Origin of the sequence: Sulfitobacter pacificus, from assembly GCF_030159975.1 — a bacterium.
Taxonomy (GTDB): domain Bacteria; phylum Pseudomonadota; class Alphaproteobacteria; order Rhodobacterales; family Rhodobacteraceae; genus Sulfitobacter; species Sulfitobacter pacificus.
Map to the genome: position 1 here is coordinate 3,106,102 of NZ_BSNL01000001.1, position 25,198 is coordinate 3,131,299.

Consider the following 25,198-nt stretch of genomic DNA (forward strand, 5'->3'; position numbering starts at 1 on the left):
TTCCCTCCTAGGTCTGATTGTTCTGGATCATTTCTTTTGCCAATGCCCGATAGGCGACTGCCCCCTTGGACTGGCTGTCATAGCTCAAAACTGGCATCGCGAAACTTGGCGCTTCAGATACACGGACATTTCGCGGGATCATGGTTTTGAAAACCAAAGCACCAAGGTTGCTTCTCGCATCGCTTTCCACCTGCTGGGAAAGATTGTTCCGACTGTCGTACATGGTCAGAACAACGCCTTCTATCCTAAGCTCTTTATTCCCGGTTTGCCGTACGTCACGCACCGTCATCATTAGCTGGCTCAAGCCTTCCAAGGCAAAAAACTCGCTCTGCAAGGGAACAAGGATCGAATGCGCGGCAATCATAGCATTAACCGTCAACAGGTTTAGCGACGGTGGGCAATCGATCAAAATATAATCAAAGTTGAAGCCATCCATCTGGGTTTGGCGCAACGCATCATGCAATAGGAAACTGCGCTTCTCACTCGACATCAGCTCAATATCGGCAGAGCTGAGGTCAACGGTTGCAGGAACGATGCACAGCCCGTCATAATCCGTCTTCTGGATCACATCGTTCAGGTCCAAATCTTCCAGCAAAAGCTCGTAAGTGGTGAATTCGCGATCATCGACATCAATACCCAGACCTGTCGACGCGTTGCCCTGCGGATCAAGGTCGACGACCAGCACACGTTTGCCTTCTTCAACCAATGCCGCAGCAAGATTAATGGTGGTTGTTGTTTTCCCCACCCCACCCTTTTGGTTTGCGACTGCGATAATCTTGGGCCCTTTTGGGCGGGAAAGGTCAGACACGAACGATATCCTTGATCTTTAGAATTGCCGCCTTGGGGTTGGATCTACTTTTAATCGCATCGATCTGACATGACCACAGTTCCCGCGCGGAAACGATCTCTTTTTGCCATTTCTCGCCTTTCGGAAACAGAGCGAGACCATCAGATGCCAAGTGCAATGACGCAAAGCCGAAAAGATCGTTTAGATCCGCCAACGCGCGTGCAGAAAGGACATCAGCCTCAAGCGGCGCAATGCTCTCAATCCGCTCGGAAAGAACTGTCGCGTCCAGGTTTAACTCTCTGATGGCAGTTCTCAGGAAAACAGCTTTTCGCTGGTCGCTCTCAACAAGGGTAATTTTGTGATCCGCAGCTGCACCTTGGGACAGAATGGCAACAACGATGCCCGGAAAACCACCGCCGCTTCCCAGGTCCACCCAATGACCCTTCGCTGGCGCTAGATCGTATATCTGCGCTGAATCAAGAATATGTCGCTCCCAAACCTGTTCAACGCTGGCTTTGGACACCAAATTGATCTTTGCCGTCCACTTCTGAACCAGCTCAGCAAAGGCTTCCAGCTTGCCCAATGTTTCACGTGAAACATCAAGCGCTCCTTCCGCCATCATGCTGACTTTCCCACGACTGGACGCTTCAGCCGGGCCAGAATCAGCGTAAGAGCTGCCGGCGTCACACCCTCAACCCGTGCGGCCTGCGCCAGCGTTTCTGGGCGCGCGGTGGAGAGCTTGGATTTCAGTTCGTTCGATAGTCCACCCAAAGACAAAAAGTCAAAATCAGATGGAATCCGATAGGCTTCATCTTTCTTCAACGCATCAATTTCCGCCTGCTGCCGGTCAAGATAGTTAGAATAAAGTGCGTCCCGTTCAATCTGTCGGCGTGTTTCCATGTCAACACCTTCGAACTCTTCCTGTAGACGCATCACATTTTCAAATGTGGCTCCCGGAAATGAAAGCAGCTGAAAAGCGTTTCTTCTGGTGCCGTCTTGGCTGACGGATAAACCACTTTTGATCGCTTCAGAAGGTGTAAATGTGCGCTCCGTCAGCAGGGTTTTGGCATCAGTAAGCCGCTCCAGCTTGCCAAGAAACTGCTCCGTCCGCTCTTTTGAAACACAACCAAGTTCAATCGCCAAAGGTGTGAGCCGTTGATCCGCGTTATCAGCGCGCAGAGAAAGACGGAATTCAGCGCGTGAGGTAAACATCCTGTAAGGCTCAGACACGCCTCGCGAGGTCAGATCATCAATCATCACACCGATATAGCTATCTGCCCTGCTGAAAATCACTGGCGGTTGTTTCCGCACAGCCCGCGCAGCATTTAGACCGGCAACCAGCCCCTGTGCCGCGGCTTCTTCATATCCTGTGGTACCGTTGATTTGACCTGCCAGGTACAGACCTGAAACAGCATCTAACTCGAGACAACTGTTCAACGCCCGCGGATCAACGTAATCATATTCGATAGCGTATCCCGGTTGAAGGATCACCGCCTCTTCAAGGCCCACCATCGATTGGACATAGTCAAGTTGAACATCTTCAGGTAAAGACGTCGAAATACCATTTGGATAGATGGTGAAATCATCCACCCCTTCCGGTTCAAGAAAAACCTGATGAGAGGTTTTCTCGGCGAAGCGGACAACCTTATCCTCAATCGACGGACAATAGCGCGGCCCCACACCGTCAATTTGTCCGCCATACATGGCAGATCTCTCTAGATTCTTTCGGATAATGGCGTGAGTTGCCTCATTTGTATGGGCGATGCCGCAAGAAATCTGCTGGGCGAAAGGTGCTTTGGACAAGAACGAAAACAAAACCGGTTCATCATCACCTGGCTGACTTTCCAGAATATCCCAATTGATCGTTCTGCCGTCCAGACGTGGCGGCGTGCCGGTTTTTAAACGTCCCATAGGAAGCTTTAAACTTCCCATCCGATCAGCCAGCTTTACAGATGCTTTATCACCCATCCGCCCACCTGAGTGCGACACATCCCCAATATGAATGATCCCACGCAAAAATGTCCCCGTGGTCAAGATCACCGCCGCAGCCTGAATTTCCTCTCCACTGTCCAACTCAACTCCGGTGATCCTATCCGCATCCAACAGAAAATCAGTAACTTCACCCTCAATAATGGTAAGATTCTCTTGTTTCTCCGTCTCTGCGAGCATCTCTGTTTGATAAATTTTTCGGTCGGCTTGTGCCCGTGGCCCCTGAACCGCCGGACCTTTTCGGCGATTAAGAAGGCGAAACTGGATCCCCGCCCGGTCAGCAACACGTCCCATCACACCATCCATGGCATCGATCTCTCTGACCAGATGCCCTTTCCCCAACCCGCCAATTGCCGGATTGCATGACATCACGCCAATCCCCTGACGCGACATCGTGATCAAGGCTGTCTCCACGCCCATACGCGCAGAGGCATGTGCCGCTTCGGTTCCGGCATGACCGCCACCAATAACAATGACCTCATAATGTTTCACGTGAAACACTCCTCTACTTTCCGATGCAAAAGCTCAGAAAAATTTCATCAAGCAGGTTTTCAACCCCGATCCGCCCAACCACAGTTTCCAAGGCGCGTACCGAAGAGCGCAGCTCCTCCGCAGCGATATCATATTGTTCGCTGCCTTGGGAAAGGATGTTTTTCACGCGTTCCAAACCGGCAAGTGTATGCAGCATTGCGGATCGATGCCGCTCATGTGTGGCGACGCCCACCGCACTGCTTCTCGACTTCAATACATCTGTAACGCGATCCACCAGCTCAGTCAGCCCTGCCCCTGTACTCCCAGAGACACCGTTTTTAACATCCGGAAAAAGGTCTGCTTTTGGATGAACAATGATATCGTCGGCTTGCGGTTCAACCGGCAAAACATCCGTCGGTTGTTTTAAAAAGATGCGTAGATCCGCGGTTTCTGCGCGTGCCATGGCGCGCTCGATGCCAATCACCTCCACAGCATCTTCGCTTTCACGAAGACCAGCCGTATCCAAAAGCGTAACCGGCAAACCATCCAGATGCATGCGCACCTCTACGATATCCCGAGTCGTCCCTGCCACTTCTGAAGTGATCGCAGCATCACGACCGGCAAGCGCATTTAGTAAAGTTGATTTCCCTGCGTTCGGCGCACCCACAATCGCAACCTCAAAACCGGACCGTATCCGTTCCGCGATCTTGGATCCTTCCACTTCGTTACCCATCTCAACGGACACACCTTCCAGAAGGGTCGTCACCTCTGGCGTCACGTCAACGGGCACATCCTCGTCAGCGAAATCAATTGTCGCTTCCAACAGAGCAGCAGCCCGGATCAGATCCGCGCGCCAGCGCTCCACGATAGATCCAAGATGGCCGGAAAACACCCGCAGCGCTTGCTTTCTCTGCGCTTCCGTTTCCGCCTCAATCAAATCAGACAGGCCCTCCACCTGTGCCAGATCCAGCTTGCCGTTTTCCAAGGCCCGTCGGGTAAACTCCCCCGGCTCGGCCAGCCGCGTCAACGGAAACATCGACAGCCGTCGCAAAACCGCCTGCATCACAGCCATGCTGCCATGTAGTTGCAATTCAACGATATCTTCGCCGGTAAAGCTGTTGGGACCATCAAATTTCAGGACCAGCGCCTGGTCAATGATACTCTTGTCGCTGTCCCTTACCAATCGCAATGCAGATTGATGTGATCGCGGCAAGGATCCAACCATGTCGCTTGCAACTTTAAATGCGTCTGGCCCCGATATCCGTACAACCGACACACCAGCCCGACCCGCAGCTGTGGCCTGCGCAAAAATCGTGTCCATTTCTACATAACCTTTTGTTATTAAATAACAATCAGGTGTTCATAGAGTCAAAGAAATCCGAATTGGTCTTTGTCTGTTTGAGCTTCCCGATCAGGAATTCAATCGCATCGGTGGTCCCCATCGGGTTCAGAATCCGACGCAGGACAAATGTCTTTTGCAGATCAACCTTATCGACCAGCAAGTCTTCCTTACGGGTACCGGATTTCAGAATATCCATCGCCGGGAACACACGTTTATCAGCAATCTTACGATCCAGCACGATTTCAGAGTTACCCGTGCCTTTGAATTCTTCAAAGATCACCTCGTCCATCCGCGAACCTGTGTCGATCAAAGCAGTTGCGATAATCGTCAGTGAACCGCCTTCTTCAATATTACGTGCTGCACCAAAGAAACGCTTGGGGCGTTGCAAGGCATTAGCATCCACACCACCAGTCAAAACCTTACCAGAGGACGGCACAACCGTGTTGAACGCCCGACCCAACCGCGTGATGGAATCAAGCAGGATTACAACATCACGTTTATGTTCCACCAGACGTTTCGCTTTTTCGATGACCATCTCGGACACGGCAACGTGACGCGTTGCAGGCTCATCAAACGTCGAGGAAACAACCTCGCCTTTCACCGAACGCTGCATATCGGTGACTTCTTCAGGGCGCTCATCAATCAGCAGAACAATCAGATAGCACTCTGGATGGTTCATCTCGATCGAATTCGCGATATTCTGCAACAGAACCGTTTTACCCGTCCGCGGGGGCGCAACGATCAGACACCGCTGGCCTTTACCGATGGGTGATACCAGATCAATGATCCGCGCTGAACGGTCTTTGACAGTGGGATCTTCCACTTCCATCGTCAGCCGCTCGTCCGGGTAAAGCGGCGTCAGGTTCTCGAACGCAACCTTGTGACGGGCCTTCTCTGGCTCTTCAAAGTTGATCTTGGTGACCTCGGTCAGGGCGAAATACCGCTCAGTATCGTCAGGGGCCTTGATCAGCCCCTCAATGGTGTCCCCGGTGCGCAGGGAATGCTGGCGGATCATATCAGGTGAGACATAAATATCATCCGGGCCCGGCAGATAGTTGGCTTCCGGTGACCGCAGGAAGCCAAACCCATCCTGCAAAACTTCCAAAACACCGTCGCCGGAGATTTCCCAGCCCTCATCTGCACGTTCGCGCAGGATCTGAAACATCATTTCGCCTTTTCGCATGGTAGAGGCGTTTTCGATCTCAAGTTCCTCGGCCATTGCCAGAAGGTTCTTGGGCGTTTGCGCCTTAAGATCAGCGAGGTTCAGCGTATCGGTTGTCATGAAGAAATCCTGTGCAGCCGCGCGGAAACTGCTGGCTGGTCGATATGGAGAATGAAAAAGCTAAGACCGATCCCCGAACGGGGTGGTGCAAGGGATATAAGCGGCTGACCGGCGCGAGTCAATCAGTCAGAATTTCACGACAACCGAGAAGACGATGATGATCATCAAAACCGTCGGCACCTCATTCATCAGCCGGTATTGCCGCCCGGACACGGAATTCTCACCCCGCTGGAAGGCCTTCATCCGAATGATCAGCCAAGTATGAAACACTGTCATTGCAAGGACGCTGGCAGCTTTGGTCCAGGGCCAGATGGCGGACCAGTCCACAATGCCCGGCGTGAAGACCAGTAACAATCCGAAGGTCCAGGTGGCATGCATCGCGGGTCGCATGATGACACGCGCCAGTTTGAATTCCATCATGGCAAAGAGATCATGGGTTGCCCCCGACAATCCGCCCTGTTCCGTATGGTGCACAAACAGGCGCGGCAAATAGAACAAAGCCGCCATCCAGGAAATCACCGATATGATATGAAGTGCTTTGACCCATGGGTAAGCAAGCGCAAGGATGTCTGACATATCTCACTCCGTTCTTTGTCCTTCTTATAATAATAAAGAAGATAAGAAAGATGATGATGTAAGTAGGGAGCAGATTTTCTGTGGATTAATGAGTTACCCCAAGGCTGGCAGGGCCAAGGAAAAACTATCCCGGGCCTGTGGGTAAACAGAGGTAAAGGTCAAAAATATCTTTTAAAAATAGAACTTTATGCAGGTAGATTTTCACTGAAACTGTGTGTGAAATCAAGATAACTGACGGCAAAACCGATTCCTCCCAAGGGGAGGTTGTTCTTTTCCTCAGGTGTACGAAACGGCCAGCCGGGGGCATAACCCGGCAAATTTCCTGAGCGTGTTTCGTCTTTGCAAATTCTGCACTAAAACTCCTTAAGAAACCCTTAACACCGTCCACAAGGTTATCCCCATGCCGCAGCCTCTTATCCTCGCTTCCGGTTCCGCCATCCGGGCAAAACTGTTGACGCAGGCCTGTGTGGACCATCTGGTTCAGGTGCCCCGGATTGATGAGGACATGATCAAACAGTCCTTGATCGTTGAAAATGCGCCGCCCCGTGACATTGCCGATACACTGGCTGAAATGAAGGCGCGCAAGGTCAGCGAAAAGAACCCAGGTGCCTTGGTCTTGGGATGTGATCAGGTATTGGATCATAGGGGACAACTGTTGTCGAAACCAACCAGTCCCGATGACGCCTTTACCCAGCTCCAGTCGTTGCGTGGTGATCGCCATTCCCTGCTTAGTGCGGCAGTTCTTTGCGAGGACGGCAAGCCGATTTGGCGTCATGTCGGTCAGGTGCGTCTGCGGATGCGCGATGCCACAGATGGCTACCTAGAGGAATACATCCGGCGGAACTGGGAAAGCATCCGCCATGCAGTGGGATGTTATAAACTGGAGGAGGAAGGTGTGCGCCTGTTCTCGAACATAGAAGGGGATTACTTTAACGTTCTTGGTATGCCACTTCTGGAGTTGCTAAATTATCTGACCTTGCGCGGGGATCTTGCCACATGAATTTGCCTAACATCCCCTTGGCCGGGGTAATCGGATCACCAATTGCACATTCGAAATCGCCACAGGTGCACCGTCATTGGCTCAAGACCTATGGCATTGCCGGTCACTATATACCGATGGACGTGAACACGGATAACCTTGAACAGGTGGTGCGTACCCTGCCCAAGATGGGCTTTGTCGGTGCCAACGTCACGATCCCGCATAAGGAAAAGATCATGTCGATCGCTGATCTGGTCACGGATCGGGCGATCTTGATCGGGGCTGCGAACACGTTGATTTTCCGTAAAGATGGGAAAATCCATGCGGATAATACAGATGGTTATGGGTTTCTGGAAAACCTCAAGATTGGCGCGCCAAACTGGTCACCTCAATCCGGTCCTGCCGCCCTGCTTGGTGCCGGTGGCGCGGCGCGGGCGGTCATCGCCTCGCTTCTGGATGCAGGTGTGCCTGAAATTTTCTTGTCCAACCGGACGCGGGTGCGGGCCGAGAAACTAAAGGCGGATTTTGGCAATCGTTTGCGGATCTTTGACTGGGTGCAGGCCGGCAATATGATGGAACATGCCGCTCTGGTCGTGAATACCACATCACTGGGTATGATCGGCAAAGGTGAAATGCGTGTGCCGCTCGATGGATTGAATCCGGGAACCGTAGTGACGGATCTGGTCTATGCGCCACTGAAAACCAATCTGCTTGCGACGGCTGAACAGGCGGGTTGCGTCACGGTGGATGGATTGGGGATGTTGCTGCATCAAGCGGTCCCTGCATTTGAACGTTGGTTCGGCAAACGCCCGGAGGTTGACCGCGCAACCCGTGCGGCGGCGCTGCGCTGATGTTTCTGCTGGGCTTGACCGGTTCAATCGGTATGGGCAAGTCAACAACTGCGCAACTTTTTGTGCAGGAGGGGTGCGCGCTTTGGGATGCGGATGCCGCTGTGCATCGTTTATATAGCACAGGAGGGGCCGCAGTTGCCCCTGTTAGAGACTTGTTTCCTGATGCCATCGAAGAGAACGCAGTGTCCCGCGCAAGGTTGAAAGAGATCATTCTTGCCGACCCCACAGCGCTGAAAAAAATTGAGGTGATTGTCCATCCACTTGTCGGGCAAGACCGCGCCGCCTTTATCGCAGAGGCCGCAGAGGACATCATCGTCCTTGATATTCCTCTGATCTATGAAACCGGTGGAGAGGGTAAGGTGGATGCAGTGGCCTGTGTGATCATTGACGCGGATACCCAGAAAGAACGGGTGATGGCACGGGGGACGATGACCCTGGAACAATTCGAAGTGATCCGCAGCAAACAATTGCCCGCAGATGAAAAAGCGGCCCGGGCAGACTATGTGATTACGACGGACACGATTGAAAATGCGCGCCGTCAGGTGCAAGAAGTGGTCAGGGACATCAGGGAAAAACAGCGCCATGCGTGAGATTGTACTCGATACGGAAACCACAGGTTTTGATCCCGAATCCGGTGATCGCATCGTTGAGATCGGTGCGGTTGAACTGATCGGGCATATGGCGACCGGCGAAACTTATCACCAATACATCAACCCCGAACGCGCCATGCCGCAAGAGGCGTTCGAGGTGCATGGTTTGGGCGATGATTTTCTGCGAGACAAGCCAAAGTTTGCCCAGATCGGTCAGGCCTTTCTGGATTTCATCGGCACATCAAAGTTGATCATCCACAACGCCAAGTTCGACATCAAATTCCTGAACGCCGAGTTGAAATGGATGGGATTGCCGCAAATCCCTTGGTCACAGGCCGTTGATACACTAGAGATTGCCCGCACTAAATTTCCCGGTTCACCTGCATCTTTGGATGCGCTGTGTCGCCGGTTCAATATCGATAACACGTCCCGTACCTTGCACGGTGCCCTGCTGGACAGTGAAATTCTGGCAGAAGTCTATCTTGAGCTGATCGGTGGGCGGCAACCCGATTTTGCCCTGTCTTCACAGCCCCAGACGGGTTCGCAAACAACGACAACCCATTGGACGCCAAAACCACGGCCAAATCCCCTGCCCTCAAGGCTGACCGAAAAGGAAAACGCCGCCCATGCTGAATTTGTCAGCAAGCTGGGCGGCGATGCGATGTGGTCAAAGTTTTAGGCGTCAGCGGGCGGTGGTGTGCCTTCGGAAGCCTGACGACGCGCGATTTCGTTGCGGTAAAGTGATACGAAATCAATGTTTTCAAGGTTCAGCGGCGGGAATCCACCGTCGCGGGTCACATCACTGACGATGCGGCGCAGGAATGGGAAGATCATCCGCGGGCATTCGATCAACAGGAATGGATGGATCTGGTCATCCGGGATGTTCTCGATGTGGAAAATACCGACATAGTCGACTTCCAGCAGGAACAGGGTTGTGTTGCCAGCTGTGTCCTTGGACGTCACGTTCAGCTTGATTGCGCTTTCATACTGATTGTCGACAGAACGCTTTCTCGCGTCCAGTTTAACCTCAACTTGCACATCCGGCTGCACATCTGCGCCGCCGCCTTTTTGCGCCATGATGTTTTCAAATGACATGTCGCGGATGTATTGGCCCAATACGCGCATCTGCGCCGGTGCGGGTGTTGCTTCTTCTTCGGCCATGAGGCTGTTCCTTTGGTAAATCAATTTCAAGCGGGCTTAGCAGAAGGCGCGGCGGCGCTCAATGGTCTGTCCTGCCCGCATATCAGTTCGCGAAAAACTTGAACCACCGAGCCTTGCCAGAAACCGGATATTCCAACGCGTTAAGCGACGCGCTTTCTATCAGGTTTTGTGGAATGCTTCAGTGTTTTGTCCAGCCGGAGGGGCCATCGTCGCGCGGTGTGTCATCAAGGATTTCGTGATAGTCGGCATCAATCACATCGCTTTGGTCTGAACGGCGCGATGGTCCTTGATAGGTGCCCTGCCCCGGTGTGCCGAAGGACTGCACATTGACCCGTGCACGTAATGCCTTATAGGCGGCCTGCCGGATTGAGGGGACCAGAAAGGCAAAACCAACCGCATCGGTAAAAAATCCGGGCGTCAGTAACAATGCGCCGGCAAACAGGATCATGGCACCATGCACCAGTGGTTCCGTGGGATCGCGCAGATCAGAAAACGATGTGCGCAACTGGCCCAAGGCCATGGCACCCTGAGTGCGCACCAGCCAAGTGCCCAGAACGGCCGTGACCAACACAATGGCGAGTGTGGGAAACAGTCCGATCAGCCCTCCGACCTGAATAAAAAGCCCGATTTCGATCAAGGGAACGGCGATAAATGCGATCAATAGCCACATGCGGTGAATGTCCTTTTACTTGGGGTAGAGTGGACTCACCCAACCCAAGCACCTACATAGGGACAAAGCGCACATATTTCCATGTTTCACACCGTGAGGTTTCGATGAATTCACCTTTGATACAGCTTCTGGTCCTGGCCGGTATTGCAGTATTCCTGATCCTGCGGCTCAAGAATGTTCTGGGAACCCGGGAAGGTTTTGAAAAACCTCCCGTGACCGATCAGGCCCCCCGGTCTCGCAGCAACAGCCCGGCTTTCGAAGTGATTGAAGGTGGTCCTGATCTGGATATCACCGATCATGTGCCTGAAGGCAGCGATGCCGCAAAGGCATTAGCAAAAATGAAGCGGCTTGAGCCGTCTTTTGGTGTTGATGATTTTCTGGGCGGTGCACGGCAGGCCTATGAGATGATCGTGATGGGATATGAACGCGGTGATCTGGCCGATATCCAGCCGTTCCTGTCTGAAGAGATTTACGAGAGTTTTGTCGATGGTGTCGCTGCTCGCGAAGATCAGGGTCTTACCATCGAAGCCGAATTTAATGGCGTGCGGGAAACTGAATTGATGGATGCGACACTTGACGCCACCACCAATGAGGCCGAATTGACGATCCGCTTTGTTGGTGAGCTGACCTCGGCCGTACGTGATGCCGGTGGTGACATCATTGAGGGCAGCTTGACTGAGGTGAAGCGCCAGAAGGATGTTTGGGTCTTCTCTCGTATCATGGGCTCGGATGATCCAAATTGGCAGCTGGTTTCTACAGACGGATAAGCCGTGCATGGGCAGCATCACTATGGGCCGGGGTTCTTATGATGACTCCGGCGCATGCCACTGATGTCACCTATGATGTACTGGGTTTTGATCAGCTTGATGGCTGGGCCGAGGATGATCACGCCGCGGCCCTTAAGGTGTTTCTGAACACCTGCCGCGATATGAAAGACCCCGATTGGCGTGCGCTGTGCAAATATGCCTCTGCCAATCCTGATGCGCGCCAGTTCTTCGAATTGTTCTTTCGGCCAGTTGTGATCAGTGATGGTCAGGACGCCATGTTCACCGGATATTTCGAACCCGAACTTGAGGGCGATAAATACCGCTCTGCCCGCTATCGCTATCCGGTCTATGCGATCCCGCCGGATCATCTGCGCACTCTGACCCGCCGGGAACTCCTTGAAAGGGAGGTATTGGCGGGGCGTGGGCTTGAGATCGCTTGGGTTGATGATCCTGTCGAGCTGTTCTTTCTGCAAATTCAGGGATCTGGCCGGATCAAACTGCCCGATGGCAGTTATATTCGCGTGGGGTATCGCGGCTCCAACGGTCATGAATATCGCTCCATTGGAATGGAGCTGGTCCGGCGCGGGGTATATCAGGCCCATCAGGTCAGCGCCGATGTGATCAAGAACTGGGTGCGCCGCAATCCTGTCGAGGGGCGTGAATTGTTATTTCACAACCCGTCTTATGTGTTTTTCCGCGAGGTCAGCAAAGTGCCTGCTGATCAGGGCCCGCTGGGAGCGATGAATCGCTCTGTCACCGCAATGCGCAGTATTGCGGTTGATCCGTCTTATGTGAAACTCGGCTCGCCGGTCTGGGTGGAAAAAGACGGCAAAAAGCCATTGCGCCGTTTGATGATGGCGCAGGATACAGGATCAGCGATCAAAGGGGCGCAACGGGCGGATGTGTTTTTCGGCACTGGTGACCTTGCTGGCAAGGAAGCCGGCAAGCTGCGCGATCCGGGCCGTATGGTTGTTCTGATGCCCATTCAACGCGCCTATGCCCTGCTGCCCGAAAGCGCGATCTGATGCGACATCGCAAGCATGGTCATCTGAACGAAGATGATCTGGCGCTTTGGCGTAGGGTCACGGAACGCACCGAAAAGCTGGATTTGAAATCGTTGTTTGTGCCCGAGATTGACACGCCAGCACCCACTGTACCGGCGTTGCGTAAATCGAAATCTGTGGTGTTGGGCAAACCCATCGGCAAGCCGCGAAAATCTACCCATGATCTGGCCCCTTCACTGCCCGATCAGATGCGTCATGTGCCAGTTCAGATGGATCAAAAAGCCTTTGGCAAACTCAAGCGCGGCAAGTTGAAGCCCGAAGGGCGCATTGATTTGCATGGTATGACATTGGACCGCGCTCATCCCGCCCTCAGCCGTTTTATCCTTTCAGCGCATGCATCGGGAAAGCGGCTGGTTCTGGTGATTACAGGTAAGGGCAAGCAGCGCGACGAAGGTGGACCCATCCCCGTGCGTCACGGCGTCTTGCGCCATCAGGTGCCGCAATGGTTGGGCATGGCACCGCTAAAGTCTCTGGTTTTGCAGGTCAGTCAGGCCCATATCAGCCATGGTGGCAGCGGCGCCTATTACGTCTATCTGCGTCGTCAACGCTAGCGGCCAAGTGTGGGCTGATATCGTTTGATCCCATAAGCGGCAAGCGCGGCGGCGATAAGGTAATATAGGGAAATCGGCAGCATCTGGTCGGGAAAATCAATCCCAAGGTCGATCAACACACCTGTAACCCCCGGACCAATGGCCGAACCAAACACCATAATCGCTGCCGCCACCGATTTGATTGAACCGATATGACGGGTGCCAAAATATTCGGCCCAAAAGGTAGAGGTTGCGGTGCTTTGCAACCCTTGCCCAACCCCAAAGATGACCAATCCGACGCCAGCCATAAATATCGTATCCGCAAAGGCCAGCACCGCAAAGCTCAGCGCGAAAGGCAGCATCTGGATCGGAACAACCCGGCTGACACCATAGCGGTCAATCGCCCAGCCGGAGGCAAAGGTCGTGGCAATCGCTGATAGGGTATAGATGGGCATCAGCGCGACATAGGCGACCAGCTCCCAACCCTTCACCTCTGCCAAGTGTACCTGCTGAAAGAACAATGCCGTTCCCCATGCGGAGGGGCCAAGGATCAGTGGGATCATCAGGAAAAACAGCCCCGAGCGCAGCATCTCTGCCCTGCTCCAGTGACGTCCATGCATCCCGTTCATCTGTGTTTCGGCGGCCATGGATTGCGGCGTGCGTTCCTGTCGAAGCAGGATCACCAGAAACGGTATTGTCAGCACGATCAGGAGGGCGGCCAGAACCCAGAGTGACCGCCAAGAAGTCACCGCAAACAGGGCCACAAAAACGATGGGCAAAATGGCTTGTCCGGCTGCAAATCCCGTGGAGGCCAGCGAAAGGGCCTTGCCGCGTGTCGCCTCAAACCAGCGGACCATCGCCACGGAACCCAATTGCGACATCATCCCCTGCCCTGACAGGCGCAGCGCAAAGATGACAATGATCAACAGCACCCAAGATGTGTTCAGCGCCATCGCGATACAGGCCGTCGCCAGGCACAGCATCACACCAACCGCCAGCGCCCTTACGCGGAACCTGTCCGTCAACACCCCGGCCCAGATCATTGCAACCGCCGACATGGTGGTGCCGATGGTATAGATCCCACCCCATTGTCCATCACTCAGGCCAAAGTCGGTTTTGATCTCACCCGCGAACAGCGAAATGAAATAGGTCTGCCCGTAAGACGAGGTGAACGTCAGCAAAAAACCGGCTAGCAGGAACAGCCAGTTCGTACGAAGAAACGAAAAATAGCCCATCCTGTCTTGGTCTCAGGATGGGCCGGGAATGGAAAGCCCTAAAGCACGTAGCGGCTGAGGTCTGCGGATTTGCTGAGGGCGCCAAGGTTCTTGTCAACAAACTCTGCATTGACCTCGATGACGTCACCTGACCGGTCTGGGGCGCTGAACGACAGCTCCTCGAACACCCGTTCCATTACGGTATAAAGCCGCCGCGCACCGATGTTTTCAACCGATTGGTTCACATCCGCCGCTATCTTCGCCAATGCGGCGATGCCATCCTCGGTAAAGCTGACAGTGACCTCTTCGGTGCCCATCAAGGCGGTATATTGCAGCGTCAGCGCATTGTCGGTCTCTGTCAGAATGCGCACAAAATCCTCTTCCGTCAGTGCGCGCAACTCTACCCGAATGGGCAAACGCCCCTGCAATTCCGGCAACAGGTCAGAAGGTTTTGCGATGTGAAACGCGCCCGACGCGATGAACAACACATGGTCGGTTTTCACCGGCCCGTGTTTGGTGCTGACGGTTGTTCCCTCAATCAGCGGCAGCAAATCGCGCTGCACCCCTTCACGGCTGACGTCACCGCCACGGGCATCAGAGCGCGCGCAAACCTTGTCGATCTCATCAAGGAAAACAATCCCATTCTGTTCAACTGCGTCGATGGCCGCCTTGGTCACGGTTTCATCATCCAGCAGCTTGTCTGCCTCTTCCCCGATCAGGATTTCATAGCTTTCAGCAACCGACAGGCGTTTCTTTGTTGTGCGTCCACCCATGGCTTTGCCAAACAGATCGCCAAGGTTCATCATCCCGACGCCCATGCCGGGTTGTCCGGGGATATCCATTGTTGGAAACGGGCTGGTGGTGTCGGCAACTTCCAGTTCGATCATTGTATCGTCAAGCAAACCGTCTTTCAGCTTTTTGCGGAACATGTCGCGGGTGCTGTCACGTGCTTCTGCCCCTGCAATTGCGTCAATCACGCGTTCCTCTGCGGCTTTATGCGCCTTGACCTTCACATCTTCGCGCATGTGCTCGCGGGTCATGACAATGGCATTGTCGACCAGATCGCGGATGATCTGCTCCACATCCCGCCCGACGTAGCCAACTTCGGTGAATTTGGTCGCCTCAACCTTCAGAAACGGCGCACGCGCCAGTTTTGCCAAACGCCGGCTGATTTCGGTTTTACCCACGCCGGTGGGTCCGATCATCAGGATATTCTTTGGATAAACCTCATCGCGCAGGTCATCGGACAGCTGTTTGCGCCGCCAGCGATTGCGCAGGGCCACAGCCACGGCGCGTTTGGCATCATTCTGCCCGATGATGAACCGGTCAAGTTCCGAAACAATTTCGCGGGGTGTCAGATCAGTCATTTGGAAATTTTCTCCACGGTCAGATTGCCGTTGGTGTAGACGCAGATGTCCGATGCAATTGCCATCGCGTCCCGCGCCACGGTTTCGGCGTCGCGGTCGCTGTCGATCAACCCACGCGCTGCGGCCATTGCAAAGTTCCCACCGGAACCGATAGCGGCAATGTTATGCTCCGGCTCCAGAACATCACCGGCACCGGTGATGATCAGCAGTTCCGTGCCGTCGGTAACAATCAACATCGCCTCCAGCTTTTGCAGGTATTTGTCAGTGCGCCAGTCCTTTGCCAGCTCAACACTCGCCCGGGCCAGCTGACCGGGGGTTGCCTCCAGCTTGGCCTCCAACCGCTCCAGCAAGGTAAAGGCATCTGCGGTTGATCCGGCAAACCCTGCAACCACGTCAAACCCGCCGGGTGACAGGCGGCGCACCTTGCGCGCGGTGCCTTTGATCACGGTCTGGCCAAGGCTGACCTGACCGTCACCGGCAATTACCACTTCGCCGTCCTTCTTCACACCGATGATCGTGGTGCCATGCCAGCCGGGAAATTCGTCTCGTGTCATGCGGGGCTCCTTTTTCTTGATTTGTTATATGGCGCTCGGCGCACAAACGCACAAGGGCGCCCCTGCATGGGACGCCCTTGTGGTCTTGAACCTAAACAGAAAGCTTAGATGGACTCTTCGATCCAGCTTTGCAGTGCGGCCTTTGGTTTGGCACCGGCCATATTCGAAACGACTTCACCGTTTTTGAAGATAAACAGCGCTGGAATGCCGCGCACACCCATTTGGGCGGGGGAATTCGGGTTCTCGTCTACGTTTACTTTGACGATCTTGACCTTGCCTTCCATCTCCGTGGACAGCTCTTCCAAAGATGGGCCGATCTGCTTACAGGGGCCGCACCATTCCGCCCAGAAATCCACCACTACGGGGATGTCGGAATTCTTTACTTCGGCATCGAATGTGTTGTCGGTAACTGCGAGCGTAGCCATGGGGCTCTCCTGCTGAGAATTGCGTTAGGGCGAACCTATGAACGCGCATGCGTGGCGTCAAGGTAGGGAGAGGCCGCAAGTGCAGATGTCACAAGATCGTGCGGCAGGGGCATCAATGATGCGGTGGCTGTCCACAGGATGATCGTGTCGATCTGGCGATCAGGATAGATCTGCGCCAGCATCGCAGCGTAAGCGCCCATTTGCCGCAAAATACCGTCGGGACATGTTTCAGGTGTGTCAGGCACCGTGCGGTTGGTCTTGTAATCGATCAGTGAAATACGGTCTGGTTTGATGATCAAACGGTCGATGACCCCATGCAGGCGCTCGCCCCGCACACTGGCCGTGACCGGCACCTCCGTCAGCGTATCATTGGCAAAGACCGGGGCCAGTGCAGGATTGTCCAACACGCGCCGCACTTCGTTGATTGCCTGCTCGGCCTCCTCTGGGGTGGCCTTTTGGGTGTGGTATCTTGCGGTGTTTGAAAATGCAGGCTCAACCAGTCCGGGCAGGGCTTCCAGCATTTCATGCACCATTGTGCCATAGGTCATTGCCTGTTCGCTTTCCTCGCCCAACACCCCCGGTAACGCCTTTCTCCCACCCAGATCAGAAGGCGAGAAAACAACGTCTTCCAATGCGAGAATAGGATAGGGTTGTTCAAAAATAGGCTCTAACTGGGGCATTTCAGCCGCGACTTCCGGGTCGACCTGCTGGTCAAGCCCCTCCCAATCGCCCTCTTCAAACCGTCTGATACCGCTGCTGCCAACCTCGACGCCGTTCAGGTGATCCATTGCGTCTTCGGCGATCTGATACCAGTCGCTACGGTCTTTGGACAAATCCCCTGCTGCTGCGATCATCAGCCATTTCTCGGCCCGGGTCAGCGCAACGTACAACAGCCGCAGCCGTTCAGCACATTGCGCGCCTTTCATATCCTCGACGGTCACACGCATCGCTTCCGGCAGGTCGGCAGTGGCGGGTTTCCAGACCGGCGTTTCTTCCAGTTCGACAATCTCGTCCTTGATTACAATATCACGTCGCCCCGTATCCGGGAGGATCACAATCGGTGCCTCCAGCCCTTTGGAACCATGCACCGTCATCACCCTGATCTGGTTCGAGGCACTGTCAATCTGACGTTTGATTTCAAGGTCGTCGGTCTGCATCCATTCGATGAAGCCTGTCAGACTGGGAATATCATTGCGTTCATAGGCCAGTGCCTGCGTCAACATCGCGTTGATGCCTTCTTCAGCCTCCGGGCCCAATCGCGCCAGCAATTTTTCGCGCCCGCCATGTCGGGTTAGGATGCGTTCGATCAGGTCATAGGGCCGCAGAAAATCGACCTGCCCGCGCAAGTCATTCAAAACGCTGAGTGTTTCAGCATAGTCTTCCTTGCGATCACGCAGCGCTTGCGTCAGGCTGGAAACCGTCCGCTTATGAGCCAGATCGTAAATGTCCTGTTCCGACCAACCAAACAGCGGAGACTTAAGCGCCGTGGCGAGCGACAGGTTGTCATCAGGTGTTGCAAGAAAGGACAGCAGCGCGGCCAGATCCTTGACCGCTAGTTCCGCGCCGACCTTAAGGCGATCCGCCCCGGCAATTGGTAAACCGGCAGCTTTGCAGGCACGGATAATTTCAGCAAACAGGGCAGAGCGCCGTTGCACAAGGATCAGAAAATCACCGGCACGCACGGGACGTTTGATCAAGGTGCCCCGCTCTTTCCCGTCGTCCGGGATAAATGTCGGGTTGTCAGGATCGGTCAGTTCCTTGATCTGTGCTGCAATCTGTTCGGCCAGAATAACCGTGTGATGCTGCTCGGAACGCCGGTCCAGGGGGTCGGTCCACGGGCGGTCCTCATCTGCCTCCGCCTTGGCCACCACGGGCCAAAGATCAACGCGGCCGGGCAAGGTATCCTTGAACGCAATATGCTGGCTTTGACGATCAAAATCCGCTTGGCGGGTCGGATCAAAAATAGTGTCTACAAAGCGTAAAATGGCGCTGGAGGACCGAAAGGAATAGTCCAGACTGCGGTGTTGGAAAACCTGACCGGCGGCTTTGATCTTTTCCTCGAAGGTCAGGCTTTTGCGATCAAACTCCAGCGGGTCGGCACCCTGAAAAGAATAGATCGACTGCTTCTTGTCGCCAACCACAAACAGGGTTCGCGCCACGTCGACCCGTGCGCCGGACCCGCTGTAAAACTCATCGGTCAGCAATTCGATGATGTCCCATTGGTGTGGCGAGGTATCCTGCGCCTCATCCACCAGAATATGGTCAATGCCGCCGTCAATCCGGTACAGCACCCATGCCGCGACCCGCTCGTCCTGTAACAAGGCGCGGGCGCGCAGGATCAGATCGTCAAAGTCCAGCCAACCGCGCAGTTGTTTGGCCGCAGCGTATCGCGCAAGGAATGCCTGCGCAAATTGATGCAGTGCTTCTGCCTTTTCTGCCGCCATCAGCGACAACCGGGCATTTCGTGTGTCTTCGACCCGCAACATAAGCGCTTCAAGCGGATCCATCAGGGCACCAAGGACCGCTTGGGTGGCTTTGGTTGGGAAGCTACCAATCTTGGCCGTAAAGGGTGATTTTGCGCCGCTGCCGGTCAGAAAAAAACTCTCTAACAAGGGCAGAATGGCCAAACTCACACTGTCGATCTCTTGCAACTTCGCTCCGGCTTTCGCGTCATTGCCGCCCTTGGCCAACAAGTGCGGTACGATCGCGCTGAGCAGTTCACCTTCACCTCCAAGGAAAACACCACCCTCAACCGATTGCGTGTCCAGATCCGCAGGCTGACCCAGATGGGCAAGGACATCGCCGCGCGTCACAGGGGTTTCAAACCCGTCCCGCATCCCGACAATACGTCTGGTCAATTTGCCAAAATCCTCGCCCGTATAAAAACGGGCGATATTGCTAATCAAATGGGCCTCGCCGCCTTCCGACATTTCATCCACGATATCAGCGCGCAGCAGGTCGGCGGCGCGATCCTCGATTTCGGTGAACTGGGGGCTGACCCCGGCTTCCAGCGGAAAGCGCCGTAACAGTGACGCACAAAAGGAATGGATGGTCTGGATCTTCAACCCGCCGGGGGTTTCAATCGCCAGGGCAAACAGGGTGCGCGCCTTGCGCAGTTGCTCTGCGTCCAGCTGCCCTTGGACACCCAGTTCCGACATGGCTTCGCGTAGCTCAACATCGCGCAGCATCGCCCATTCGCCCAATCGTTTGAACAAACGGTTCTGCATCTCTGACGCGGCGGCCTTGGTATAGGTCAGGCATAGGATATGTTGCGGTTCGACACCATTCAGCAGCAAACGCGCCACCCGATCTGTCAGAACGCGCGTTTTGCCCGACCCCGCATTTGCGCCAAGCCATGTAGAGGCATCCGGCCGTGCCGCTTCGATCTGGGCGCGGGTGGCATCGTTAAGGGTCATGCCAAATCCTCCGGTGTTGCAGGGGTGGTGCCGTCCCATTCGCCAAATCGTGCCAGCTGATCATAATCCCCTGCGGCGTCTTCGGTTTTGACAAGGCGACGCGCAGTGAACCCCTGCTGCGCTGACAGATAGGTTTCAATCAATGAATGCAAACCGGCCAGAACGGTGGCTGGCGGTTCATCGTCCAAAGGAGCAGACACTTCTTTCGGGCTGCTGCCCAACCCGATGAAGACCGCATTTGCCACTGTGGCCACACCAACGTTTTCAAACCCGCCTTCCTCGATCATCGCCGCCTCAAGCAACAGTTGTTTGTCAAAGAACTTTTGTTCCTTGGCGCTGGGCGGGTTGCCGGTCTTATAGTCATAGATCAGCACATCGCCAAATTCGGTGCGGTCGATCCGGTCGGCAAACCCTTTCAGCCTGAAACCCAGATCCTTGAATTCATGCACCCCTTTGGCGGCTTCTTCAAACAGCATCGGTGTTGCAAAGCTTTGGCGGTGTTGTTCATTTTTGACAAACCAATCAGCAATCCGTTCAACCCGCGCTTGCCACATTAGCCGTGCGGCGGGCCATGGCACGTCGTTGCTCAACACCTCTCGCGTAATCTCGATCAAATGGTCTCGGGTCAGGCGGCTGGGATCTTCACGCACTGATTTAATAAACAATTCCATAATCTTATGTACGATGATACCGCGTACCGGGGCGTCCGGGGATTGCACAAGCGGATCAATGGGACGCAGGCGCAGGGTGTGTTTGGCATAGATCGCATAGGGGTCGCGGATCAGCCGTTTGATTTCGGTGACGGAAAGGGCATGTGGTCGCGCACTGACCGGCGGGCGTGGTGATGGGCGCGGTGCGGGATCAACGCGGGTAAAAGCCTCGATTGCCTGCACCTGCCCGGTCCAATACTGCCCCCGTTCGCGCATGTCCTTCAACGCGGTTTTCCCCTGCCCCTCCGGCAGACCGTTCAACAGGTTTTCCAGCCGGTTCAGCCAGCGTGATGGCACCGTTTCCGCCTCCTCTGAACGGATTGCGCGGGTCAGCCAGACTTCGGGCGCGGCAATAGCTTGTTGATAGTCATGCGCCGAAAGACCAATACGCCGTTCCGGCAATAACATACCGGAATCAAGCCGCATCTTACGGTTCAGCCACGGGTCGGGTGAAGGGGCTTCAGGCCATGCCCCATCGTTCAGCCCGCCCATAATCACCAGATCCGCGCCCTGCACACGGGCCTCAAGCGTGCCCCAGATCATCACGCCCGGATGTGGCGCATCACGGTCGCGCACTTCTTCGGCAGAAAGCAGCGCCCCGACCAGATCGTTGTAATCCGCGGCTGACATTTCGCCACCATGTTCCGCGTGTTCAGCCAAGGCATCAACGGTTTCGCGGGCCTTGCGACCCGCCTTTTTCTGCCAAAGCTCGTGTTTGTCCTCACCGGGCTGACCGGCTGCGATCCTCTCGGCCAAGGCAAGATGCGCAGCAACCCAATCAGACAGCGATTGTTCGGAGCTAATCGGGTGACCACAAAATGTTTCGCCAACCCATGCGATCCACGCCATAAATGCGGTATGGCTTTCGCGGTTTTCGATCTTGCCTGCGGCCAGGGTTCCGACCCGTATCAGCCCCTCAGCATCAGGATAAGGCAGTCCTTCGCGCCGGATGCGCATTTCCAGAAGTTGCGTATTCAACTGATGTTGGTTGCGCCCTTCGCCACTGTGGGTCAGCGGGTGTTTCAGCAAAACCAACAGCGCCTCTGCATCCAGTTTGCGCAGGAAAAGCGCGGAAACATGGCGCAGAAACCGGCCCGGTGGGGAAAGGTGCAGCGGCGTGCCGGCGCTGTCATCCGGCAGGATATTCCAGCGGTCCAATGCGGCGGTGACCTGTCTTGTCAGCATCCGATCCGGTGTGATCAGGGCCGCCTTTTGCCCATCCTCAACGGCTTTGCGCAGACGCATCGCAATGCTAAGCGCCTCCTCACGTGGTGTGGCGGCCTCGACCAGCGTGATGTTTTGCGTGGCCAGATCAATATCCTTTAGATCCGGGCCCTCGCTTAACCATGTATCTGTCACCGGTGCTGGCCGCAGCGACAGCGAGATCAGCGCATTACGCGCGGCAGACGGCGGCGGCGTGGGGGCCCAGCTTTCAATCGGCGGGTCGATGTTCAGCTGCTGCATTAGATCATGAAAACGGTATTGCGGGTGATCTTCTGGTGGGGTCTTGCCGCTAAGTACCGGCCATTGCGAAAGGGGCATTGCAAAATCGTACCCTGGCAGGATCAACGCCCCTTGCGGCAATCTGGCGACTGCCTGCATCAGCAGGGAGGTTGTGCCGCGCGACCCTGTTGATCCTGCAACGATAACGGGGTTTTGCGGCGGGTGCTCCTGCCAATGGGCAACAATCATCTGGGTCAATTTGCGCTGGCGGGCCTGAGCGTCGGGCGCTGCATCCATCCCGTTCAGATATTTCGTGGCGATGCCCAGAAACTGCTTGGCGCGTTCCCAATGGCCGGATTGATCCGTAACATCCAGTTTTGCGATATCGTCCGGGCTTACCCCCTCGCCCTGCATTTCATCGATCAAGGAGGCAAGGCTGTCCGACAGGGCATAAAGCGAGGCGCGCGGCGCAATGGTCGGATCGGTTGCAATCAACTGCGAAACCAGTTGGATTAACTCCAGTCGTCGGCGCAAAGCAGGCGTTGCGGGCGGCAGGGTCAGGCCGGGGACCAGTGTCTCAAGGTCGCCAAGCAGCCGGATATTGGGCAGGAAACCGGCAGGCCCTGCATCAAAAATCTCGCGCAGACGCCGCGCCATGCGTCGGGTGTTCACAATCAGATCAACCCGTGCAATGGCTTCTGGCGGCTGGCCTGCCAACTTGTGACGCAACCCGTCGATCAAGGCTTGTGGAAAATCGACACCGGGGCTGACGCCGAAAATGCGGGGCTTTTCGGAGGGCTCAAACATTGGCTGTTTCCAGCATGTTTTCGGCAAGGGTGATGCCATCGGGATGGCCCACATCGCACCATTTGCCCGGATAGGACAGGCCGAACAGGCGCTTATCTTCCAACATCCTGTTCCACACCAGATTAAGCGAAAACTTATTCTCCGCGATCTTGTGCAGCAGGTTGGTTTTCATGATCTGGATGCCGCCATACACCGTGCCGGGGCCCCGTTCGATTCTACCAGTTTCTGACAGAATAAAATCGCCTGATCCCGCGTGACCAATGGCCGAACCTGTGGGAACGCAAATCAACAGCGCGTCCATCTTTTCAGGGTCCCACGCTTTACACAGCATTTCGATGGGATTTGGCCCTGCCCAGATTGCATCGGTGTTCTGAGTGATCACCGGGCCAGCGCCCAATAGCGGCAAGGCATTGCGCAACCCGCCCCCGGTCTCAAGGATATCAGGCATCTCGACAATCGTATGCACACCCTTTGGGCGCAGATGTGCGTCCAGAATATCCGCCTTGTAATGCAGGTTGGCCACAATGGGCGACGCCCCGGCGTCCTTGGCAAGGTCCAGTGCGTGATCAATCAGCGGTTTGCCCGCCACCTCGATCATCGGCTTGGGTTTCTTTTTTGTCAGTTCTTTCATCCGCGCGCCAAAGCCTGCGGCGAACAGCATCAGGGGATAGGTTTGTGCGGGCATTGGCGTTTCATGCGCTCCAGAAAGGTCGGGGTTGGTTCGGGCAGCAGGGCCGTCAGCAGGGCAGAAAGTTCTTCCAGTTCAGGGTGCGCCAGATTGCGCCACACATACCCCCAGACGCGCGGGATCATATCGACATAATGTGCCTTGCCATCGCGCAGACAAAGACGGGCAAAGATGCCCAGAATGCGCAGGTTCCTTTGCAGGCCAAGAATGGCATAGGTGGTTCTAAAGCGCGCCGCATCCTCTTTTGTCTGCGTCAGCATATAGGTGATGATGCTCTCCTCGACCTTGGCGCTGACATCACGTCGGGCATCTTGCAGGATAGATACAAGATCATAGGCCGTTGGCCCAAGCAAAGCATCCTGGAAATCAAGCAGACCCACCTGCTCCACCCCTGTACGATCGGGTAACAACAACAGGTTTTGGGCGTGGTAGTCACGCAGGATCAGTACCTGATCGCCGGCCGTCGCCCGCTCTGCAAAAGATCGAAACTGTATGGTAAATGCGGTCTGATCTGCGGCATCTGCATCCTGTGCGTACCATTCAAACAAGGGCGCGATCATTTCGACCAGCCATGTTGCATCGCAGACAGGTAGCTGCGGTTTTGGCGTTGTTCGCAGGTGAATCAACACATCCGCCGCCGCCTGATACAGCGGGATCTCGCGCGCTGGATCATCGGCAACCAAATCGGCAAACAAGGCATCGCCAAAGTCTTCGATCAACAGCAACCCGGCGTCTGCATCTTGATGAAGTATTAACGGTGCAGCTAATCCGACCACACGCAAGTGGTCCGCAATGGCGACAAACGGGCGCACGTCCTCACCTGTTTCAGGCGGTGAGTCCATCAGGATGGCGGTGGTACCATCCGCAAGGCTTAGCCTGTCATATTTGCGCGCAGAGGCATCACCGGTGACCGGCTTGCGCATCGCTTTATCCCATCCGGCACGTTCAAGGAATTGCGCAATCTCAAAGGCACGTGCCGTCAAGTGTTCCATCGGCTGACCTTGTTGTCCCATTTTACGTCCGTCCAGCTGGCGTTGATCATCCGTGCCTCATCTGTCGCGCTTGTTCTGATCGCGAGGGTCAAGGCATGCGCCGGTGCCAGCTGCCCCAACCTGTCGGGCCATTCCACAAGGCAGATATCGGTTTCAAAGGCACCCACAAGGCCAAGTTCCTCAACCTCTTGAATCGACGTCAGCCGGTAAAGATCAGCATGCCAGATATCGCAGACCGGGGCGGGATAGGTCTGAACCAACGTAAAGGTTGGAGAAGGCACATCCTCGGCCATACCCAGAACCGACTGGATCAGCGCACGTGCAAAATGTGTCTTGCCCGCGCCGACATCCCCCTGAAGCAGAATCACGTCACCAGCCGCCAAAGCGGGTGCCAGCATCGCGGCAAGCTCTGCCGTCTGGTCAGCAGAGGCTGACGCGATCAAATGAGTTTTTTCGTTCATGCCACATGGTGACAACCGGCCCAATCCTGCGCAAGTCGAAAGCGGTTGGTGTGGGCATTTCT

24 protein-coding genes are annotated in these 25,198 nt (G+C 55.1%); 7 read left to right on the top strand and 17 right to left on the bottom strand.

Features of this window, described 5'->3' with window-relative positions; all coding sequences use genetic code 11:
* Positions 1 to 7: 7 nt before the first annotated feature.
* The 6 genes from QQL78_RS15610 to QQL78_RS15635 form a co-directional block, all read right to left on the bottom strand.
* Positions 8 to 808 (bottom strand): ParA family protein, encoded by an 801-nt coding sequence (locus QQL78_RS15610; protein WP_284374734.1) that lies wholly within the window; start codon positions 806 to 808, stop codon positions 8 to 10.
* Positions 801 to 1,409 (bottom strand): 16S rRNA (guanine(527)-N(7))-methyltransferase RsmG, encoded by a 609-nt coding sequence (gene rsmG / locus QQL78_RS15615; RefSeq protein ID WP_386258404.1) that lies wholly within the window; start codon positions 1,407 to 1,409, stop codon positions 801 to 803. The genes QQL78_RS15610 and rsmG overlap by 8 nt, the downstream gene beginning before the upstream one ends.
* Positions 1,406 to 3,268 carry a tRNA uridine-5-carboxymethylaminomethyl(34) synthesis enzyme MnmG gene (gene mnmG / locus QQL78_RS15620; protein WP_284374735.1) on the bottom strand — a complete coding sequence of 621 codons (1,863 nt, stop codon included), beginning with the start codon at positions 3,266 to 3,268 and terminating at the stop codon, positions 1,406 to 1,408. Before mnmG ends, rsmG begins: the two co-directional genes overlap by 4 nt.
* 13 nt (positions 3,269 to 3,281) lie before the next feature.
* Positions 3,282 to 4,568, bottom strand: coding sequence for a tRNA uridine-5-carboxymethylaminomethyl(34) synthesis GTPase MnmE (mnmE, locus tag QQL78_RS15625; protein WP_284374736.1), 1,287 nt, complete (start codon positions 4,566 to 4,568; stop codon positions 3,282 to 3,284).
* 31 nt (positions 4,569 to 4,599) lie between these two features.
* Positions 4,600 to 5,871 carry a transcription termination factor Rho gene (rho, locus tag QQL78_RS15630; protein WP_284374737.1) on the bottom strand — a complete coding sequence of 424 codons (1,272 nt, stop codon included), beginning with the start codon at positions 5,869 to 5,871 and terminating at the stop codon, positions 4,600 to 4,602.
* Positions 5,872 to 5,997: 126 nt separating this feature from the next.
* On the bottom strand, positions 5,998 to 6,447 hold the full coding sequence (locus QQL78_RS15635) for a CopD family protein (protein ID WP_284374738.1): 450 nt from the start codon (positions 6,445 to 6,447) through the stop codon (positions 5,998 to 6,000).
* A 400-nt stretch (positions 6,448 to 6,847) separates the two neighbouring features.
* Here QQL78_RS15635 and QQL78_RS15640 point away from each other — a divergent pair, with 400 nt between their 5' ends.
* The 4 genes from QQL78_RS15640 to dnaQ are packed head-to-tail and all read left to right on the top strand — an operon-like array spanning position 6,848 to position 9,546.
* Positions 6,848 to 7,447 carry a Maf family protein gene (locus QQL78_RS15640; RefSeq protein ID WP_284374739.1) on the top strand — a complete coding sequence of 200 codons (600 nt, stop codon included), beginning with the start codon at positions 6,848 to 6,850 and terminating at the stop codon, positions 7,445 to 7,447.
* Entirely contained in the window at positions 7,444 to 8,277 is an 834-nt protein-coding gene (locus QQL78_RS15645; RefSeq protein WP_284374740.1) for a shikimate dehydrogenase, read from the top strand. Before QQL78_RS15640 ends, QQL78_RS15645 begins: the two co-directional genes overlap by 4 nt.
* On the top strand, positions 8,277 to 8,867 hold the full coding sequence (coaE, locus tag QQL78_RS15650; RefSeq protein WP_284374741.1) for a dephospho-CoA kinase: 591 nt from the start codon (positions 8,277 to 8,279) through the stop codon (positions 8,865 to 8,867). The genes QQL78_RS15645 and coaE overlap by 1 nt, the downstream gene beginning before the upstream one ends.
* Positions 8,860 to 9,546: a DNA polymerase III subunit epsilon gene (gene dnaQ / locus QQL78_RS15655; RefSeq protein WP_284374742.1), complete on the top strand. Its 687-nt coding sequence runs from the start codon at positions 8,860 to 8,862 to the stop codon at positions 9,544 to 9,546. Before coaE ends, dnaQ begins: the two co-directional genes overlap by 8 nt.
* On the opposite strand, the gene secB is transcribed toward dnaQ, so the two are convergent.
* Positions 9,543 to 10,028, bottom strand: coding sequence for a protein-export chaperone SecB (secB, locus tag QQL78_RS15660; protein WP_284374743.1), 486 nt, complete (start codon positions 10,026 to 10,028; stop codon positions 9,543 to 9,545). The genes dnaQ and secB overlap by 4 nt on opposite strands.
* A gap of 178 nt (positions 10,029 to 10,206) precedes the next feature.
* Positions 10,207 to 10,698: an FxsA family protein gene (locus QQL78_RS15665; RefSeq protein WP_284374744.1), complete on the bottom strand. Its 492-nt coding sequence runs from the start codon at positions 10,696 to 10,698 to the stop codon at positions 10,207 to 10,209.
* A 104-nt stretch (positions 10,699 to 10,802) separates the two neighbouring features.
* Here QQL78_RS15665 and QQL78_RS15670 point away from each other — a divergent pair, with 104 nt between their 5' ends.
* The 3 genes from QQL78_RS15670 to QQL78_RS15680 are packed head-to-tail and all read left to right on the top strand — an operon-like array spanning position 10,803 to position 13,080.
* Complete coding sequence (locus QQL78_RS15670; RefSeq protein ID WP_284374745.1) at positions 10,803 to 11,465, top strand: Tim44/TimA family putative adaptor protein; 663 nt, start codon at positions 10,803 to 10,805, stop codon at positions 11,463 to 11,465.
* Positions 11,466 to 11,503: 38 nt separating this feature from the next.
* On the top strand, positions 11,504 to 12,490 hold the full coding sequence (mltA, locus tag QQL78_RS15675; RefSeq protein ID WP_284374746.1) for a murein transglycosylase A: 987 nt from the start codon (positions 11,504 to 11,506) through the stop codon (positions 12,488 to 12,490).
* On the top strand, positions 12,490 to 13,080 hold the full coding sequence (locus QQL78_RS15680; RefSeq protein ID WP_284374747.1) for a Smr/MutS family protein: 591 nt from the start codon (positions 12,490 to 12,492) through the stop codon (positions 13,078 to 13,080). The genes mltA and QQL78_RS15680 overlap by 1 nt, the downstream gene beginning before the upstream one ends.
* On the opposite strand, the gene QQL78_RS15685 is transcribed toward QQL78_RS15680, so the two are convergent.
* The 9 genes from QQL78_RS15685 to tsaE form a co-directional block, all read right to left on the bottom strand.
* Positions 13,077 to 14,294: an MFS transporter gene (locus QQL78_RS15685; RefSeq protein WP_284374748.1), complete on the bottom strand. Its 1,218-nt coding sequence runs from the start codon at positions 14,292 to 14,294 to the stop codon at positions 13,077 to 13,079. The two genes, QQL78_RS15680 and QQL78_RS15685, sit on opposite strands and share 4 nt — an antisense overlap.
* A 38-nt stretch (positions 14,295 to 14,332) precedes the next feature.
* Entirely contained in the window at positions 14,333 to 15,640 is a 1,308-nt protein-coding gene (hslU, locus tag QQL78_RS15690) for an ATP-dependent protease ATPase subunit HslU (RefSeq protein WP_284374749.1), read from the bottom strand.
* Positions 15,637 to 16,194, bottom strand: coding sequence for an ATP-dependent protease subunit HslV (gene hslV / locus QQL78_RS15695; RefSeq protein WP_284374750.1), 558 nt, complete (start codon positions 16,192 to 16,194; stop codon positions 15,637 to 15,639). The genes hslU and hslV overlap by 4 nt, the downstream gene beginning before the upstream one ends.
* Before the next feature lie 104 nt (positions 16,195 to 16,298).
* The gene (trxA, locus tag QQL78_RS15700) at positions 16,299 to 16,619 is read right to left on the bottom strand and encodes a thioredoxin (RefSeq protein WP_284374751.1); all 321 of its coding nucleotides are present in this window, start codon (positions 16,617 to 16,619) and stop codon (positions 16,299 to 16,301) included.
* Between the two features lie 35 nt (positions 16,620 to 16,654).
* Positions 16,655 to 20,035 carry a double-strand break repair helicase AddA gene (gene addA, locus QQL78_RS15705; RefSeq protein WP_284374752.1) on the bottom strand — a complete coding sequence of 1,127 codons (3,381 nt, stop codon included), beginning with the start codon at positions 20,033 to 20,035 and terminating at the stop codon, positions 16,655 to 16,657.
* Entirely contained in the window at positions 20,032 to 22,995 is a 2,964-nt protein-coding gene (addB, locus tag QQL78_RS15710; RefSeq protein ID WP_284374753.1) for a double-strand break repair protein AddB, read from the bottom strand. The genes addA and addB overlap by 4 nt, the downstream gene beginning before the upstream one ends.
* A complete protein-coding gene (locus QQL78_RS15715; RefSeq protein ID WP_284374754.1) occupies positions 22,988 to 23,680 on the bottom strand; it encodes a nucleotidyltransferase family protein in 693 nt (230 codons plus the stop codon). The genes addB and QQL78_RS15715 overlap by 8 nt, the downstream gene beginning before the upstream one ends.
* A complete protein-coding gene (locus tag QQL78_RS15720; protein ID WP_284374755.1) occupies positions 23,656 to 24,675 on the bottom strand; it encodes an aminoglycoside phosphotransferase family protein in 1,020 nt (339 codons plus the stop codon). The genes QQL78_RS15715 and QQL78_RS15720 overlap by 25 nt, the downstream gene beginning before the upstream one ends.
* Positions 24,663 to 25,136, bottom strand: a complete 474-nt coding sequence (gene tsaE, locus QQL78_RS15725) for a tRNA (adenosine(37)-N6)-threonylcarbamoyltransferase complex ATPase subunit type 1 TsaE (RefSeq protein ID WP_284374756.1) — start codon at positions 25,134 to 25,136, stop codon at positions 24,663 to 24,665. Before tsaE ends, QQL78_RS15720 begins: the two co-directional genes overlap by 13 nt.
* Positions 25,137 to 25,198 lie beyond the last annotated feature (62 nt).